Raw genomic sequence first — 16,360 nt, forward strand, 5'->3', positions numbered from 1 at the left:
CCACGACCCCGCCCACCACGACGCCGCCGACCTGGAGCCCACCGAGCAGCCCGCCACCCACCACGCCGCCGGCTGCCGCCGCGTGCACGGCCACCTACCGATCCACCGGGCAGTGGTCCGGCGGCTTCCAGGGCGAGATCGAGGTGACCGCCGGCACCACCCCGATCCGTGGGTGGACGGTCACCTGGACGCTGGCCGGCGGCCAGCAGATCACCCAGGCATGGAACGCCACGCTCACCACCAGCGGGTCCACGGCGACGGCGAGAAACGTCAGCTACAACGGGGCGCTCGCCGCCGGCGCCAAGGCCAGCTTCGGCTTCATCGGTTCCGGCCCGCACTCCACCCCGACGCCGAGGTGCGGCGCGACGGCATGACCCGGACCGGCCCGGGGCGACCCCGCCAGCCCCGGGCCGGCCCACCCACATGCACCGAAACACATCGCTGGAAATAGCGGGCATCGAACCTGGCGTGAGGGACGACCAGGGCATACCGATACCATCGGGAGGAATCTCATGCGCCTACTCCACTTCCTCACCACCGGCGCGACCGCGCTGCTGCTGACCGTCACGGCCACGGTCCTGCCCGGCGCGCCCGCCCAGGCCGCCGCCTGGTCCTCGTCCGACCGGTGGGGCACCTGGCGCAGCGGTGGCTACACCGTCTACAACAACGTCTGGGGCAACGGCCACGGCCCCCAAACCATCACGGCCAACTCCCCCAGCAACTGGTGGGTGTGGGCCAACCACCCCAACACCGGCGGCATCAAGTCCTACCCGAACGCCACCCGCCACATCGGCCGGCGGGTCAGCCAGTTGGGGACGGTCACCAGCAACTTCCACGTCACCGTCCCTACCAGCGGGGTCGCCTTCACCACCGCGTACGACATCTGGACCACCGACCACGCCCACGAGATCATGCTGTGGATGAACAAGTACGGCCCGGTGGGCCCACTGGGCAGCTACCAGACCCGAGCCACGGTGGGCGGGCACACCTGGGACATCTACCGGGGCTCCAACGGGCACAACCAGGTCTACTCGTTCATCCGGACCAGCAACACCAACGCGGGTACGGTCACCGTCACGGCGGTCGCCCAGTGGATCCGCAACCGGGGCTGGTTCGGTGACGTGACCATCGGCGACGTGCAGCTCGGCTACGAGATCACCTCGTCCGCCGGCGGCAAGACCTTCACCACCAACTCCTTCTCCGTCACCGGCTGACAGGACCGACAGCCGGCCGGCGCACTGGCCGCCGGAGCGCGTGAGGCAGACCGCGATCGAGGGGCCGGCGTCACCCGCGCCGGCGGCGTGACCGGAGCAGCCCGAGCAGCACCAGCACCGCCACGCCGATCCCGACCAGCCCCACCCCGACCGGTGCCGCGCCAGCCTTCCTGCCGAGCTCCGGCGCGGGCACCACGTCGGGGCCGGCGGTCGACGCGGACGGGGTCACGCTCGGGCGACGTACCGGCGGGGCCGCCGTCTGCTGCGCCACCGGCGGCGCATCCGCCGACGGCAGCGGGTAGCGCAGCACCGCCGGGCGGGTGCCCGGCGGTGCGTCGGTGGTCTCGGAGACGGTGAGCAGGAAACGGCCGTCGCGGCTGTAGGTGACCGCCTCACCCTGTGGCTCGTCGGGCAGCGGCACCACCCGTGGCGTGGAGTTGGTCAGCGCGGCGAGCACGTCGCCGTCGGGGACGTCGTACTCGAAGGCGTCGGCGTAGCTGCGCAACACCACCCGCCGCCGGTCCGGGGCCGTCGCCGCGCCGGTGACCAGGCGTCGGCCAAGGAAGCCGTACGGATTGTCGGTGGTCGTCGCGGGCAGCCGCACCTCGCCGACCCGGGACAGCGGCACCGTCCGCCCCGGCCGCGGCGGGGTCGCCGGTGCGTACAGCCCGGCGCCACCGACCTGCTTGGTCACCACCAGCGGCCGGCCATCGCCGGTGACCAGCAGCGCCTCGGCGTCGTGCGGACCGTCGGGATAGCTCATCCGATGCAGCACCGGCCGCCGCTGCCCCGGCCGCAGCGTCCACACCGCGATGGTGTCGCGGGTCCGGTCGTTGTCGCCGATGTCGGCCACCCACACGGTGCCGTCGGCGGTCACCGCCAGATCCTCCGTGTCGCGGGGGCGGGACGGATAGCGTACGGCGCGGGTCACGGCGCAGCCACCGTCGAGGAAGAAGATCCGGCGGTGTGACTCCTCGTCGCTGCCGTCGTTGACCGCGACGAAACCGTCGCCGGTGGCGACCAACCCGGAGATCTCGTCCAGCCGCCCATCGGTCACCCGACACACCGTGGTTGCGGGGGACGCCGGTGCGGCCACCGCCCCGCCGGGGACCACGGCGGCGAGAAGGACGCCGACCAGGAGCGGCAGGTGGAGTCGCCGAGGCCGTACCGGCAGCACCATGGTCCCCACCGGCGGTCAGGTGGTGGCGGGCGGTGCGGACCGCGTCGCCTGCCGGACGTGCTGGGCGATCACCGCGTACGTCTGCCGGGCCTGCTCGATGTCGCTGATGTCGTAGGCGTGGTCGACCTGCGGCACGTCCCGGTGGGCGACCAGCGCGCCGGCCTCGCGCAACCGCTGTGCGTACCGCTGGCCCTCCGCGCGGAGCACGTCGTACTCGGCCGTGATGACCAGCGCGGGGGCGATTCCGGTGAGGTCCGAGTCGTCCGCCGGGCCGGCGGGTGACACCAGCCGGTCGGCGCGCATGGTCCGCTCCGGCACGTACGCGTTGTCGAAGATGTCTCCCAGCCACGGCCGGAGTACCGGCCGGTCGATCACCGACCGCTTGTCCCGCACGTCCGTGGCGAGGTCCAACGGCGCGTAGTGCAACACCTGCAGCGCGATCGCCGGCCCACCCTGCTCCCACGCCTGGCGCGCCGCCGCCGCGGCGAGCGCGCCACCGGCGCTCTGCCCGCCGACGGTCAGCCGGCACCCGTCCCACCCCTGGTCCGTACCGTGCTCGGCCACCCAGCGCACCACCTCGAAGACCTGCCGTGGTGCGGCGGGGAACCGGTGCTGTGGCGCGACCACGTAGTCGACGTTGACGACCACGACCCCGGCCACGGCGGCCAGGTACCGGCACAACGGGTCGTCGTACTGCACGCCCCGCATCACGTACCCGCCGCCGTGCAGGTTGACATGCACCGGCGGGTGCCGGTCCGGCCCGGACGGGCGGTAGACGACGGCCCGTGCGGGCGCGATCGAGGTGGGGATGGTGAGCTGCCGCGTGGTGCCCGGACACTCGGGGAAGACCTTGCCGCGCCGCCGGCCGGTCGTGCCGACCACCGCCGGGGCCAGCGCCTGCAGCACCCGCGCCGTCACTGCGGCGACCCGTGGCCTGGCCAGAACGGACATGCGTCCTCCATCGACGTGGGAGCGGACGCCACCCGAGGGCGGCACCGGTGCCGTCCGACGGGCGCCGACCGCTGGGCACCGCCGGAACCAGCCGCCGGACGCGCCGCAGATCAATCCGATGGTACGGCGGCGGGAGCGGCACCGCAGGCGCACGACCACCACCCGGTGACTATGCCGACCGGCCCCGCAGCTTGCCGAAGAAGGCACGAATGTCGGCCGCGTGCGCCTCGGGCACCTCCATGGCCACGAAGTGACCGCCGGGGTTTCCCTCCGGCCAGTGGATGATCGTGTTGTCGCGCTCGGCGAGCCGCCGCATCAACGCCGACCCGCCCCCGTACACCCCGGACGGCACCCGTTGCTGCCCCTGCGGCCAGGCGAAACCGCCGTCGTCGGCCAGCGTCAGGCGCTCGTACATGGGCCACGAGGACGACCCCGACGTGCCGGTAAACCAGTACAGACTCACGTTGGTGAGGATGTGGTCCAGGGCTATGGCCTGCTCGGGCGTCTCGGTCAGGAAGCTGAACTCCTTGAACTTCTGCATGATCCAGGCCAGCAGACCGACGGGTGAGTCGTGCCAGGCGTACGCGAAGGTCTGCGGTGCGGCCCGCAGCAGCGCGTGGTGGTCCACCCCGCCGTTCATCCACTGCTGCATCTGCGCCCACTCCGCGCGCTCGGCTTCATTCATGTCCGGCACGTCGGCCTCGCTCGGGAAGCCGAAGCCGTCGTCGATGTGCACGCCGACGACGTGTTCCGGCGCTACCCTCGCCACCGCCGGAGCCACGTACGCCCCGAGGTCGCCGCCCTGGGTGCCGTACCGGTCGTAGCCGAGGCGGTGCATCAGTTCGGCCCACATCCGGGCGACCCGCTCGAGGGTGCCGCCGGCCTCCGCCGGAGCCTGCGAGAACCCGAAGCCGGGCAGCGACGGCGCCACCACGTGGAAGGCCTGCGCCGGGTCGCCGCCGTGGGCGCGCGGGTCGGTCAGCGGCCCGATGAGTTCACTGAACTCCACGATGGAGTTCGGCCAACCGTGCGTCAGCAGCAGTGGCAGCGCGTCCGGCTCTGGTGAGCGTACGTGCAGGAAGTGCACCCGCAGCCCGTCGATGTCGGTGATGAACTGCGGGAAGGTGTTCAACCGCGCCTCGTGCCGGCGCCAGTCGTAGCCCGTCGCCCAGTAGTCGGCCACGTCGCGCAGGTAGTCCAGCGGCACCCCCCGGTTCCAGCCCTCGCCGGGTAGCTGTCGGGGCCAGCGGGTCCGGGTGAGGCGGTCACGCAGATCATCGAGGTCCGCTTGCGGAATGTCGATCCGGAATGGCGTCATGCCGGCCACGCTACGATCCATGTAGGTCAGAGGTTGTCACACATCGGTGGCATTCTGTCGCTCATGTCCGACGCCCCCGCCCGACTGCTGAGCCTGCTGTCGTTGTTGCAGACCCCCCGCGAGTGGCCCGGCAGCGAACTGGCCGCCCGCCTGGACGTCAGCCTGCGCACCATCCGCCGCGACGTGGAGCAGCTACGCGACCTGGGTTACCCGGTGCGGGCCACGATGGGCGTGACCGGTGGGTACCGGCTGGTCGCCGGCAAGGCCATGCCACCGCTGCTGCTCGACGACGAGGAAGCCGTGGCGATCACGGTCGGCCTGCGTACGGCCGCCCGACAGGCGGTGGCCGGGATCGGCGAGGCATCGGTACGGGCGCTGGCGAAACTCGAACAGGTGCTGCCGTCCCGGCTGCGCCACCGGGTCGGCGTGCTCGGCGCGGCCACCGTGCCGCTGCCGACCTGGGACCGGCCCACCGTCGACCCCGAACACCTGACCACGCTGGCGGCGGCCAGCGGCAACCGCGAGCGGCTGCGGTTCGCCTACCGGCGGCATGACGGCACGAGCGGCGAACGGCTGGTCGAGCCGTACAAGCTGGTCGCCGGCGGTCATCGCTGGTACCTCGTCGCCTACGACAACGACCGGGACGACTGGCGGATCTTCCGGGTGGACCGGATCAGCGAGCCGCGTCCGACCGGGGCGCGCGGCCCCGCACGGGCTTTACCCGCACCCGACGCCGCCGCCTACGTGTCCGACAAGCTGCACCGACTGGCCCCCGTGTACCGGGCGGTGGCGACCCTGCACGCGTCGGTCACGCAGGTGGCCGACCGGCTTGGCACCTCCACCGCCGGCCTGGAGCCGATCGACGCCGATAGCTGCCGGCTCACCAGCCACACCGACACCCTGGAGTGGCTCGCCTGGCACCTGCTGTCGCTCGGCTGCGAGTTCGAGGTGCACCAACCCCCGGAACTGGTCGCCCACCTGCGCGACATCGGCGGTCGGGCCAGCCGGGCTGCCGGTCCGCCGCCCCACACCGCGCCGAACGGCGACCGGCCCGGGTGAGGCGAGGGGCGCGCCCCGCCGCCCGGGCCGGTCGTTCGATGGCCGTGAGGCACCCGGAGCCGCCGCCACGACTCCTCGTCGCGGGCGGCGACCGAACCCCCTCTTGACCGTGTACGGCGTACACCCTAACCTCCAGACCAGGTGTACGGCGTACACTCGGCGCGGATCGTCGACGTGTCGACCTGCGGAACCAGAGAAGGAAGGCCCGCCGTGTCCCCCTCCGCACGACGAGAATGGCTCGCGCCCGTCCTGTTGCTCTCACTCAGCGTCGTGCCGGTGCTCGCCGGCGCCCTGCGGTTGGCCGAGCTGGCCGGCGGGGCACCGATCGAGCCGGAGAACGCCCGCTTCTTCGCCGCACCCGGGCCCGTGGTGGTGCACATCGTGACCGCGAGTTTCTACTGCCTCGTGGGTGCCTTCCAGTTCGCGCCCACCCTGCGCCGCCGGCGGCCCGGCTGGCACCGCACCGCCGGACTGCTGCTCATCCCGTGCGGGCTCGCCGCGGCGCTGTCGGGTCTCTGGATGACCGTGTCCTACCCGCAGCCGCCGGGTGACGGCGTACTCCTGACCGGATTCCGGCTGCTGTTCGGCTCCGCGATGGTCGGGTCCATCGTCCTCGGCTTCGCCGCCGTGCGGCGACGGGACATCGCCCGGCACCGCACCTGGATGACCCGCGGCTACGCGATCGGCCTGGGCGCCGGCACCCAGGTACTGACGCTCGGGCCGTGGATCGTCGCGTTCGGTCAGACCAGCGAGCTCAGTCGCGCTCTGCTGATGCTCGCCGGTTGGCTGATCAACCTGGCCGTGGCCGAACATGTCATCCGGCGGCACAAGAGCCGACGGACGGCCCACCGCGCCGCCGTTGCCGCCGCGACCGGGCGAGCCGACATGGCAGCACCAGGCCGGTGAGGGCACCGCCGCGCCCGCGGGCGACCCGGAAGCTCAGCGCGGGGTGAGCAGGTAGTCCTCCGCGTCGGCGCTCCAGGCCAGGTCGATGACCCCGGCCGTGGCCGCCGCCTTGCAGAACTGCAGGAAGCCGCGGTACCCGAGTTTCTGCTCGCTGAAGTCGGACCGGGCCCGCCGCAGCTGGTTCTTCAGCCCGGAGAGCGCGACCGGGCCACCGGCCGCGGCCAGCTCCGCCACCACGGTACGCAGCAGCCCGAAGGCCACCTCCCGATCGCCGTGCTCGGGCAGCGACACCTCGGGGTCGCCCTTGGCCGGCCCCTCGGCCAGTTCGACGACGTTGTGCGCGGCGAGGTGGCGCAGCAACTCACCGAAGGTGCGGAACCCGTAGTCGGACTCGCTGAAGGTCGGATCCTTGCGTAACAGGGTGAGCTTGAGCCGGGACGCCGTCACCGTACCGCCGGCGCCGCCCTGCAGACCGGCCACGGTCTGCGCGACGACCACGGCGAGCGCGTCCACGTCACGGACCCGCTCCTGCTCGGTGGCCGGCGTCCGGTCCAGGTCCTGCTCGGCCTGCGCGCCGGCGTCCGGCAGCCGAGCCGGGCGGCCCCGCTGGCCACGCGCCGGCGGAAGGTCGACCCCTTCGAGCCGGTCGTAGTAGAGGAACTCGTCGCAGGCGGGCGGCAGCAACGCCGAGGTGGACTTCTCCACGCCGACCCCGATCACCCGCTTGTTGAGTTCGCGGAGCTTGTGCACCAGTGGGGTGAAGTCGCTGTCGCCGGTGCAGATGACGAAGGTGGAGATGTAGTCACGTTCGAAGGCCAGCTCCACCGCGTCGACCGCCATCTTGATGTCGGCGGCGTTCTTGCGGGAGGCGCCCATCCGCTGGGGAATCTCGATCAGCTCCACGTGGGAGCGGGTGAGCATCCGCCGGTCCTCGTCGAAGTACGACCAGTCCGCGTACGCCCGCCGCACGACCACCCGTCCGCGCTCGGCGAGGGCGTCGGCGATCGGCCGGAAGTCGAAGGGCCGCCCGCCGTGATGGTCACGCGCCCCGAGGGCCAGGTTCTCGTAGTCGAGGAACAGTGCGATGCGGTCTTCTTGATCCACCTGGTCAGCGTACGCCCGACGGCGCCGCCCTGCCGCGGCACGCGCATGGGGTCGATGGAGGGCGATTCCACCACCCGCCGGTCACGCGCCGCAGGCGGCTCCGGCGCAGGCGGCATCCGCCCGGCAGTTCCTGCGGTAGGCGGTCGGGCTCAGTCCGTGGATCCGCTTGAAGGCGGAGCTGAAGCCGAACGCGTCCGCGTAGCCGACCTCGTGGGCGACCGCGCCGACGGTCATGGTGGATCCGGTGAGCAGATCGGCGGCGACGCTCATCCGCCAGTGGGTCAGGTAGGCCAACGGCGGCTCCCCGACCAACCCACCGAACCGGTCGACCAGCGTGGTGCGCGACACCCGTGCCTCGCGGGCCAGGGTGGCCAGCGTCCACGGCTTGTCCGGCGCGGCGTGCATCGCCCGCAGCACCGGACCGACGACGCTGTCGTCGAAGCCGCGGACCCAGCCGGACCCGGCGACCTCCGGTTGGTCGAACCACTCCCGCAGCGTGCACACCATCAGCCAGTCGACGAGGCGGTCCCGGACGACCTGTCGGCCCGGTGGGCACGCGGCGGCCTGGGCCTCGAGGAACTCGCGTACCACAGCGCAGTCGTCGCTGTCGGGAACCACCAGCACGGGGGGCAGCACGTCGAGCAGCCGCCGGGACACGGCGCTGCGCACGTGGTACGTGCCGGTCAGCAGAACCGTGTGGGCGGTGGTGCTCGGCCCCACCGACGACGTCGTTCGGGGCCGGTCGGTGAGGACGGCCTTTCCGTGCCCCCGCACGATCGCGGTGTCGCCCACCCGTAGCCACCGTGGCTCCGCGTTGTCGGCGACGGAGAGCCACCCCCCGCCCCGCAACGGCGCGCACAGGGTCAGCGACGCCTCGTCGGCGAACCGCAGCGACCACGGCGGCGACAACTCGGTACGAGAGAGGTCGGCCCCGGCCGCGCGAACGCCCCGGAGCAGATCGTCGATCGGATCCACGGCATCGACGATAGCGGCCCGGACGATCACACATGACGGGCGTACGACCGGCCATGCCCGTGGCGGATCATCGCCGGTTGACTGGTCACCATGACAGCACACGGAAATCCGATCGTGGTTCTCGCGGCGACGGGCAAGACCGGACGCCGACTGGTACGCACCCTGCGGACGGCGGGCAGGCAGGTCCGGGCGGCGTCCCGCACCAGCGAGGTCCGTTTCGACTGGTCCGACCAGGACACCTGGCCTGCCGTGCTGGAGGGGGCGGGTGCGGTCTACCTCGTCGCGCCCGAGGATCCGGCGCTGGCCCGCCCCTTCGTCCAGCAGGCCACCGCGGCGGGGGTCCGGCGTGTCGTGGCGCTGTCCGGTCGCGGCATCGAGCAGGTCGCGGCGGACTCCTTCCAGGGCATGTCCGCCACCGAGCGGGCGGTACGCGAATCGGACGCGGAGTGGACGATCATCCGCCCCAACAACTTCTGCCAGAACTTCGACGAGGACCTGTGGCACGCGCCGCTGCGGGCCGGCCGGTTGGCCCTGCCGATCGGGGCCGTGCCGGAGCCGTTCATCGACGCCCAGGACGTCGCCGACGTGGCGGCGGCACTACTGACGACCGACGGCCACCACGGGCAGGTCTACGAGCTGTCCGGCCCTCGGGCGTTGACCTTCGCGGAGGCGGTCGCCACGATGGCGGCGGCGGCCGGGCGACCGATGCGGTACGCGGAGCTCACCCCGCAGGAGTACCGGGCCGAACTGCTGGCCGAGGGTGTTCCCGAGGAGGTCGCGGCGGACCTCGGGGGGATGTTCGCCGGCATGCGTGCGGGGTACACCGCCGAGCCCGTCGACGGGGTGCGTCGGGTGCTCGGCCGCGAGCCCGTCGACTTCGACCAGTACGCGGCCCGCGCTGCGGCCGCCGGCGCGTGGTCGTAGCGAAGCGACGCGGATATCGCCCGCCTCTCATATTCCAGGAAAACGCTCCTGCATTTTGGGATGACGGGAGTAGGGTCACCGGCATGACGAACACGCAGAACCGTTACACCCACGGCCATCACGAGTCCGTCCTGCGCTCGCACCGGTGGCGCACGGCGGAGAACTCGGCCGCGTACCTGCTGCCACACCTCACCGCCGGAATGTCCCTGCTCGACGTCGGCAGCGGCCCCGGCACGCTGACCGCCGACCTCGCGAGCCGCCTCAGCCCCGGGCGGGTGACCGCCGTGGAACCGGACCCGGCGGTCCTCGACCTGGCCCGCCAGGAGGCGGCCCGCCGAGAGGTGACCAACGTGGACTTCGTCGCGGGCGACGTGCACGGGCTGCACCTGCCCGACGCCACGTTCGACGTCGTCCACGCCCACCAGGTCCTGCAACACGTCGCGGACCCGGTACGGGCGCTGCGGGAGATGCGGCGGGTATGCCGACCCGGGGGCGTGGTGGCAGCCCGCGACAGCGACTACTCCGCCTTCACCTGGTTCCCCTCGGAGCCGGCGCTGGACGACTGGTTGACGTTGTACCGGCGGCTGGCCCGGGCCAACGGCGGTGAACCCGACGCCGGGCGGCGACTGCTGTCGTGGGCCCGGGCGGCCGGGTTCACCGACGTCACCGCCACGGCCGGCACCTGGTGCTTCGCGACTGCGACCGACCGGCGCTGGTGGGCCGACATGTGGGCGCAGCGGGTGCGCGAGTCCGACCTGGCCCGCCAAGCGGTCGACACGGGCGCGGCCACCCGGGCCGACCTGGACCGGATCGCGGACGGTTGGCTGCGCTGGGCCGCCGCCGACGACGGCTGGCTGGTGGTCCTGCACGGCGAGATCGTCTGCCGCGCCTGAACCGGCCCGGCCGGCATCGTCACTGGTGATGCAGCATTCGCGACTTCAAACTCCGCCATTGTCACGACTTCACGGTGAGATTCTCACCTTCCGCACGTGACTGATCACACTTTGCTCATCCGATGGCCGGCCGCAGGATTGACAGCAACCGATCAGGCGGCGGAGGCAGACGACATGGATGACCGGTACGACTCGTACTGCGCGGTCGACCCGCTCTTCTACGACTCGTTGGCCAACGCGAACGCCGAGCCCACCGGCTACGCGACCGACCGATCGCTGCCAGCCGGCTGGGAGTGCGAGGTCAAGGACGACTGGCTGGTCCACGGTCCGGTTGGCGGTTCCCTACCCCCGCAGGGCTGGAAGATCCACGTGTCGGCCTGCCTGGACAACGCCGAGCGGGTGCTGATCCGGGTGATGGACTACTGCCAGCCACGGGGCATCCCGTTCAAGCACCTGCGAGGACCGCGGATGCTGCTGATGCGCAACAGCAAGTACGCCCGCCGGGGCGCCAGCGGCAAGTTCGTCACCGTCTACCCCCGCGACGACGCGGAGCTGGAGCTGACCGCCAAAGAGCTGGCGGCGCTGCTCGACGGCGAACCCGGGCCGTACATCCTCAGCGACCTGCGCTACGGCGACGGCCCGGTCTACCTGCGCTACGGCGGTTTCGCCGCCCGTTTCTGCCTCTCCCCCGACGGGCAGGTCGTCCCCGCGATCGCCGACCCGAACGGCACGCTGGTGCCGGACCGCCGGGACCCGGTCTTCCACACCCCCGAATGGGTCACGCTGCCCGACTTCCTCGCCCCGCACCTGGCCGCCCGCAACGCCGCCAACACCGCCGACCTGCCGTACCGGATCGACAAGGTGATCCACTTCTCCAACGGTGGCGGTCTGTACGAGGCGCGCGACACCCGCACCGGTGCGCGGGTGGTGCTCAAGGAGGCCCGCCCGTACGCGGGACTGGACGCCACCGGCACCGACGCGGTGACCCGGCTGCGCCGCGAGGCCGAGATGCTGCGCCGGCTGGCCGACGTGCCGCACCTGGTGCGGGTGCACGACGAGTTCTCGTTCGGCGGCCACGAGTTCCTGGCGTTGACGTTCGTCGAGGGCCGCCCGCTCAACCAGCTCGTCGTGGAACGCCACCCGCTGGTCCACCCCGACGCCGACCCCGACGCCTACACCCGGTGGGCGCTGGACGTGCACCGGCAGGTCACCGAGGCGGTCGACGCCGTCCACGCCCACGGGATCGTCTACGGCGACCTGCACATGTTCAACATCATGGTCGGCGACGACGGCACCGTCACCCTGATCGACTTCGAGGTCGCCGTCCCCGTCGACGAGGCGGTGCGGCCCGCGCTGCGCAACCAGGCCTTCGCCGCGCCGCGCGACCGCACCGGCGCCGCCGTCGACCGGTACGCCCTGGCCTGCCTGCGGCTGGCGCTGTTCCTGCCGCTGACCGCGATGCTGCGGCTGGCCCCCGAGAAGGCCCTGCACCTGGCCGACATCGTCGCCGAGCGCTTCCCCGTCCCGCGCCACCTGCTCGACGAGACCGTCGCCGAGATCACCGGCGGCACCCCGGGCCTGACCGTCGCGGTCCGGGACACCCTGCGCGTCGAACCAGAGGACTGGCCCGGACTGCGGGACCGACTAGCCACCGCGATCACCGCCAGCGCCACCCCGCACCGCGACGATCGGCTCTTCCCCGGCGACATCCGGCAGTTCTCCGGCACCGACGGCGGGCTCGGCATCGCGCACGGCGCCGCCGGGGTGCTGTGGGCGCTGCACTCCGCGGGCGTCCCCACCGACCCCGAGCACGAACGGTGGCTCGTCGATCGGGCACGCCAACCCGACTCCGGCAGCCGACTGGGCTTCTACGACGGACTGCACGGCATCGCCTACGTGCTGGACCGGCTCGGCCACCGCGACGCGGCCCTGCGGTTGCTCGACATGTGCCTGGACGAGCCGTGGACACAACTGGGCAACGACCTGACCGGCGGCCTGTCCGGAATCGCGCTCAACCTCACCCACTTCGCCGCCGTCACCGGCGAACGGCGCTACGCCGACGCCGCCCGGCAGGCCGTCGGCCTGGTCGTCGACCGGCTCGGCGACGTCGACTCCGTCGCCGAGATCAGCGGCGGACGCCACCCGTACGCGGGACTGATGCGCGGCGGCGCCGGGGTGGCGCTGATGCTGCTGCGCCGCTACGAACTCGACGGCGACCCGGCGTTGCTCGACCACGCCGCCACCGCACTCCGGCAGGACCTGCGCCGGTGCGTGCGGCGCGACGGGGGGCATCTGGAGGTCAACGAGGGCTGGCGGACCATGCCGTACCTCGCCGAGGGCAGCGTCGGCATCGGACTGGTCCTCGACCAGTACCTGCGCCACCGCCCCGACGAGGAGCTGCACACCGCGGCGAGGCAGATCCGGGGCTGTGCCGACTTCCCGTTCTACGCCCAGTCCGGCCTCTTCGCCGGCCGCGCCGGGATCGTGGCCTACCTGACCGCCCGGGGCGACCACGACGCCGCCCTGCAGCAGGCACGACTGCTCAGCTGGCACGCCCTGCCGTACCAGTCCGGCACCGCGTTTCCCGGCGACCAGCTGCTGCGGCTGTCCATGGACCTGGCCACCGGCACCGCCGGTGTGCTGACCGCGCTGGCCACGACCCGGCCGGCCGGTGTGGCCGAAGCCGTCCAGCTGCCGTTCCTGACCCCACTGACCGACGCCACCCCGATGGCCGCCCCGGCCGTGAACGGCTGATCGGCCCACAGCTCCCCGGGGGTCACCCCGGGGCCCACCGACCCGACACACACGGAAAGGAGGTGCCACGACATGGCTCTGCTCGACCTCCAGGGGATGGAGCTGCCGGCCGCCGAGCGCACCGGCGGCGGCAGCCAGGCCAGCCTGCTGCTCTGCGGCGACAGCTCGCTGAGCGTCACCACCTGCAAGTGACCCCCACGGTCGTCGGTTCGACGACCACCACAGCTACCCCGTCCGCACCACCGAAGAGAAAGAAGGACCGAGATGGCTCTGCTCGACCTCCAGGGAATGGAACTGCCGGCCGCCGAGCGCACCGGCGGCGGCAGCCGCGCCAGCCTGCTGCTCTGCGGCGACAGCTCGCTGAGCGTCACCACCTGCAAGTGACCTGACAATCGGTTCGCCTGGCCCCGGACCCGGTACCCACCGGTCCGGGGCCGCGCGACGGAGAGAGGGGCGATGGACTCCGCCGACCGGCTCCTGCTCCGCGCCGTCGGCTCCGCCGGCTGGTGGACCCCGGTGCTGGCGGTGGCCGCGGTGATCGGCGTGGCCGCCGAACTCGCGCTGCCCGCCGCGCTGGGCCGGGCCGTGGACGCCGCCGTCGGCACCGCCCCCGACGCCTCGCCCGACCGGTGGCTGCTCACCGTCGTCGGGCTGATCGCCGTGCTGGTCACCACCGGTGCGATCGCCGACTACGGCACCGGTGCGGCGACCGCCCGCTCGGTGGCCGCGCTGCGGCACGCCCTGGTCCGGCACCTGTTCGCCCTCGACCCGCGCGCCGCGGCCCGCCGCCCGGTGGGCGACCTGGTGGGCCGTCTGGTCGGCCAGGTCGCCGACGCCGGCCAGGCCGCGCCCACCGCCGTGCGGGCCGCCACCGTGCTGCTGCCCCCGCTGGGCAGCCTGGTCGCGCTCACCCTGATCGACCCGTGGCTCGGCCTCACCTTCGTGTTGGGGGTGCTGCTGCTGGGGGTGCTGCTGCGCCGCTTCGTCGCCGACGCCTCCGCTGCCGTCGCCGGCTACCAGCAGGCCCAGGGCGCACTCGCCGGCCGGCTCGTCGAGGCCCTGGCCGGGGCCCGCACCATCGCCGCCGCCGGCACCGCAGACCGCGAGGTCGTCCGGGTGCTCGCCCCCGTCACGGCGCTGCGCGCGTACGGCGCGCGAACCTGGACCGTGCTGGCCGGGGCGGCGACCCGCGGCGCGGTACTCAACCCGCTGCTGCAACTGGCCGTGGTCGCCGTCGGCGGACTGTCGTTGGCCGCCGGTCGGTTGACCCCGGGCGAACTGCTGGCCGCCCTGCAGTACGCCGCACTCGGCGCCGGGCTGGGCACCGTGGTGAGCACCCTGCACACGGCGGTACGGGTACGCGCCGGCTGCCGCCGCGCCACCGACGTGCTCGACGATCAGGTGCGCCGGCACGGCACCCGCACCCTGCCGCCCGGCCCGGGTGAGCTGGAACTGCGCGGGGTCAGCGTCCGAGGCGACGACGGGCGGATCCTGCTCGATCGGATGGACCTGCGGGTCCCGGGCGGGGCGCTGCTCGCCGTCGTGGGCGCGTCCGGTTCGGGCAAGTCGCTGCTGGCCGCCGTCGCCGGGCGACTGCGCGACCCGGACACCGGCGAGGTACGCCTCGACGGTGTGCCGCTGCCGGAGCTGACCGCGGCGGCCCTGCGCAGTGCGGTCGGCTACGGTTTCGAACGGCCCGTGCTGGTCGGCGAGACCGTCGGCGAGGCCGTCGCGGGTGAGGCCGATCCGGTGCCGTTGGTCGCCGCGGCGGCCATCGACGACTTCGTCGCGCGGTTGCCCGACCGCTACCACACCCCACTGGCCGACGTCGCCATGTCGGGCGGGGAACGGCAGCGCCTGGGGCTGGCCCGCGCGCTGCGCGCCGAGCGGCTGCTGATCCTCGACGACGCCACGTCCAGCCTGGACACCGCCACCGAGTACCGGGTGACCCGGACGCTGACCGCCGCGGCCGACGGGCGTACCCGGATCGTGGTCACCCACCGGGCCGACCTGGCTGCCCGGGCGGACCTGGTGGCCTGGCTGGACGGCGGTCGGCTCCGTGCGGTCGCCCCGCACGCGACGCTGTCTGCCGACCCCGACTACCGCTCGGTGTTCCCGTCGTGACCACGGTCGGGCAGGTGACCCTCGCGGCGCTGCGGGCCCGCCGCGGCGAGCTGTGGCGGCTGGCCGGCTGGTCGCTGGCCGAGGCGCTACCGGCGCTGCTGGCGGGCCTGCTGACCGCGCGGGCGATCGACCACGGGTTCCTGGCCGGTCGGCCGGGGGCCGGGCTGCTCTGGCTCGGCCTGCTCGCCCTCGCCGTGCTCGTCGGCGCGGCCGGCACCCACCGGGCGTATGCCCTGCTCGGCGCGGTGGTCGAACCGTTCCGCGACGACCTGCTGCGCCGGGTGGTCACCGGCGCGGTGGCCGGCGCGACCGTTGGGCGGGGCGACGACGCCGCTGTGGCCCGGTTGACCCACCAGGTGGAGATGGTCCGGGACACCTACGCGGGCCTGCTGATGGTGGTGCGCGGCTTCCTGTTCGCCACCGGCGCCGCCCTCGTCGGCCTGTTCTCCCTGGCCGCACCGGTCGGGCTGCTGGTGGCCGGGCCGATGCTGGCCGGTCTGGGGCTGTTCGCGGCGGCCCTGCCCGCGATGATCGCGCGGCAGCGGCAGTACGTGCTGGCCGGTGAGGACCTGGGTCGCGCCGCGGTGACGGCGGTGACCGGCCACCGCGACGTCACCGCCAGCGGCGCGCGGGACCGGGTCACCCGGTGGGTCGGCGGGCACATCGACCGGCAGGCCCGGGTGGAGCGACGGTTGGCGACCATGGCGGTCACCCGGGGCCTCACCCTGGCCGTCGGCGGATGGCTGCCGGTGCCGGTGGTGCTGCTGGCGACTGGGTGGCTGGTCGGGCAGGGGCTCGGACCCGGCGCGGTGCTCGGCGCACTCGTCTACGTGGTGCACGGCGTGCAACCCGCCCTGCACACCCTGGTCCACGGGGTCGCCGCTGGCGGGCTGCGGTTCGCCGTCACCCTCGACCGGCTGCTGCGGACCCACGCCCCCGCCGCGTCGGTCATCCCCCG

At 73.2% G+C, this 16,360-nt stretch carries 15 protein-coding genes and 1 pseudogene; 11 read left to right on the forward strand and 5 right to left on the reverse strand.

Annotated features, from left to right (window positions below; genetic code table 11):
* A partial coding sequence (locus E1166_RS22870) for a cellulose binding domain-containing protein (RefSeq protein WP_207914432.1) occupies window positions 1-374 on the forward strand: 374 nt, incomplete at its 5' end.
* A 138-nt stretch (window positions 375-512) separates the two neighbouring features.
* Window positions 513-1,214 (forward strand): hypothetical protein, encoded by a 702-nt coding sequence (locus E1166_RS22875; protein WP_132341853.1) that lies wholly within the window; start codon window positions 513-515, stop codon window positions 1,212-1,214.
* 70 nt (window positions 1,215-1,284) lie between these two features.
* Here the strand turns inward: E1166_RS22875 and E1166_RS22880 are convergent, their stop codons facing one another.
* From E1166_RS22880 to E1166_RS22890, 3 genes are all read right to left on the reverse strand, one after another.
* Window positions 1,285-2,271: a hypothetical protein gene (locus E1166_RS22880; protein ID WP_132341855.1), complete on the reverse strand. Its 987-nt coding sequence runs from the start codon at window positions 2,269-2,271 to the stop codon at window positions 1,285-1,287.
* Window positions 2,272-2,409: 138 nt separating this feature from the next.
* Window positions 2,410-3,345, reverse strand: coding sequence for an alpha/beta hydrolase fold domain-containing protein (locus tag E1166_RS22885; RefSeq protein ID WP_132341857.1), 936 nt, complete (start codon window positions 3,343-3,345; stop codon window positions 2,410-2,412).
* A gap of 169 nt (window positions 3,346-3,514) precedes the next feature.
* Window positions 3,515-4,663: an epoxide hydrolase gene (locus E1166_RS22890; RefSeq protein ID WP_132341859.1), complete on the reverse strand. Its 1,149-nt coding sequence runs from the start codon at window positions 4,661-4,663 to the stop codon at window positions 3,515-3,517.
* Between the two features lie 63 nt (window positions 4,664-4,726).
* Here E1166_RS22890 and E1166_RS22895 point away from each other — a divergent pair, with 63 nt between their 5' ends.
* Both E1166_RS22895 and E1166_RS22900 read left to right on the forward strand, forming a co-directional pair.
* On the forward strand, window positions 4,727-5,722 hold the full coding sequence (locus E1166_RS22895) for a YafY family protein (RefSeq protein ID WP_132341861.1): 996 nt from the start codon (window positions 4,727-4,729) through the stop codon (window positions 5,720-5,722).
* 210 nt (window positions 5,723-5,932) lie between these two features.
* Window positions 5,933-6,628: a DUF2306 domain-containing protein gene (locus tag E1166_RS22900; RefSeq protein ID WP_132341863.1), complete on the forward strand. Its 696-nt coding sequence runs from the start codon at window positions 5,933-5,935 to the stop codon at window positions 6,626-6,628.
* Between the two features lie 33 nt (window positions 6,629-6,661).
* On the opposite strand, the gene E1166_RS22905 is transcribed toward E1166_RS22900, so the two are convergent.
* Window positions 6,662-7,732 (reverse strand): PIN domain-containing protein, encoded by a 1,071-nt coding sequence (locus tag E1166_RS22905; protein WP_132341865.1) that lies wholly within the window; start codon window positions 7,730-7,732, stop codon window positions 6,662-6,664.
* A gap of 81 nt (window positions 7,733-7,813) precedes the next feature.
* Window positions 7,814-8,707 carry an AraC family transcriptional regulator gene (locus E1166_RS22910; protein ID WP_132341867.1) on the reverse strand — a complete coding sequence of 298 codons (894 nt, stop codon included), beginning with the start codon at window positions 8,705-8,707 and terminating at the stop codon, window positions 7,814-7,816.
* A gap of 90 nt (window positions 8,708-8,797) precedes the next feature.
* Between E1166_RS22910 and E1166_RS22915 the strand changes: the two genes are divergently transcribed.
* The 7 genes and pseudogenes from E1166_RS22915 to E1166_RS22945 form a co-directional block, all read left to right on the forward strand.
* Window positions 8,798-9,631, forward strand: coding sequence for an NAD(P)H-binding protein (locus tag E1166_RS22915; RefSeq protein WP_132341869.1), 834 nt, complete (start codon window positions 8,798-8,800; stop codon window positions 9,629-9,631).
* 83 nt (window positions 9,632-9,714) lie between these two features.
* Window positions 9,715-10,524: a methyltransferase domain-containing protein gene (locus tag E1166_RS22920; protein ID WP_132341871.1), complete on the forward strand. Its 810-nt coding sequence runs from the start codon at window positions 9,715-9,717 to the stop codon at window positions 10,522-10,524.
* A gap of 174 nt (window positions 10,525-10,698) precedes the next feature.
* Window positions 10,699-13,278: a class III lanthionine synthetase LanKC gene (gene lanKC / locus E1166_RS22925; RefSeq protein ID WP_132341873.1), complete on the forward strand. Its 2,580-nt coding sequence runs from the start codon at window positions 10,699-10,701 to the stop codon at window positions 13,276-13,278.
* Window positions 13,279-13,350: 72 nt separating this feature from the next.
* Window positions 13,351-13,470 carry a SapB/AmfS family lanthipeptide gene (locus E1166_RS22930; protein WP_088974649.1) on the forward strand — a complete coding sequence of 40 codons (120 nt, stop codon included), beginning with the start codon at window positions 13,351-13,353 and terminating at the stop codon, window positions 13,468-13,470.
* Between the two features lie 72 nt (window positions 13,471-13,542).
* The gene (locus E1166_RS22935; RefSeq protein WP_132266095.1) at window positions 13,543-13,662 is read left to right on the forward strand and encodes a SapB/AmfS family lanthipeptide; all 120 of its coding nucleotides are present in this window, start codon (window positions 13,543-13,545) and stop codon (window positions 13,660-13,662) included.
* A 72-nt stretch (window positions 13,663-13,734) separates the two neighbouring features.
* Entirely contained in the window at window positions 13,735-15,402 is a 1,668-nt protein-coding gene (locus E1166_RS22940; RefSeq protein ID WP_132341875.1) for an ABC transporter ATP-binding protein, read from the forward strand.
* Window positions 15,399-16,360: pseudogene (locus E1166_RS22945) on the forward strand (ABC transporter ATP-binding protein); the annotation flags it as partial. The gene E1166_RS22940 and the pseudogene E1166_RS22945, both read left to right, overlap by 4 nt.

It is taken from the genome of Micromonospora sp. KC213 (assembly GCF_004348325.1).
In the GTDB taxonomy this organism is placed as follows: domain Bacteria; phylum Actinomycetota; class Actinomycetes; order Mycobacteriales; family Micromonosporaceae; genus Micromonospora.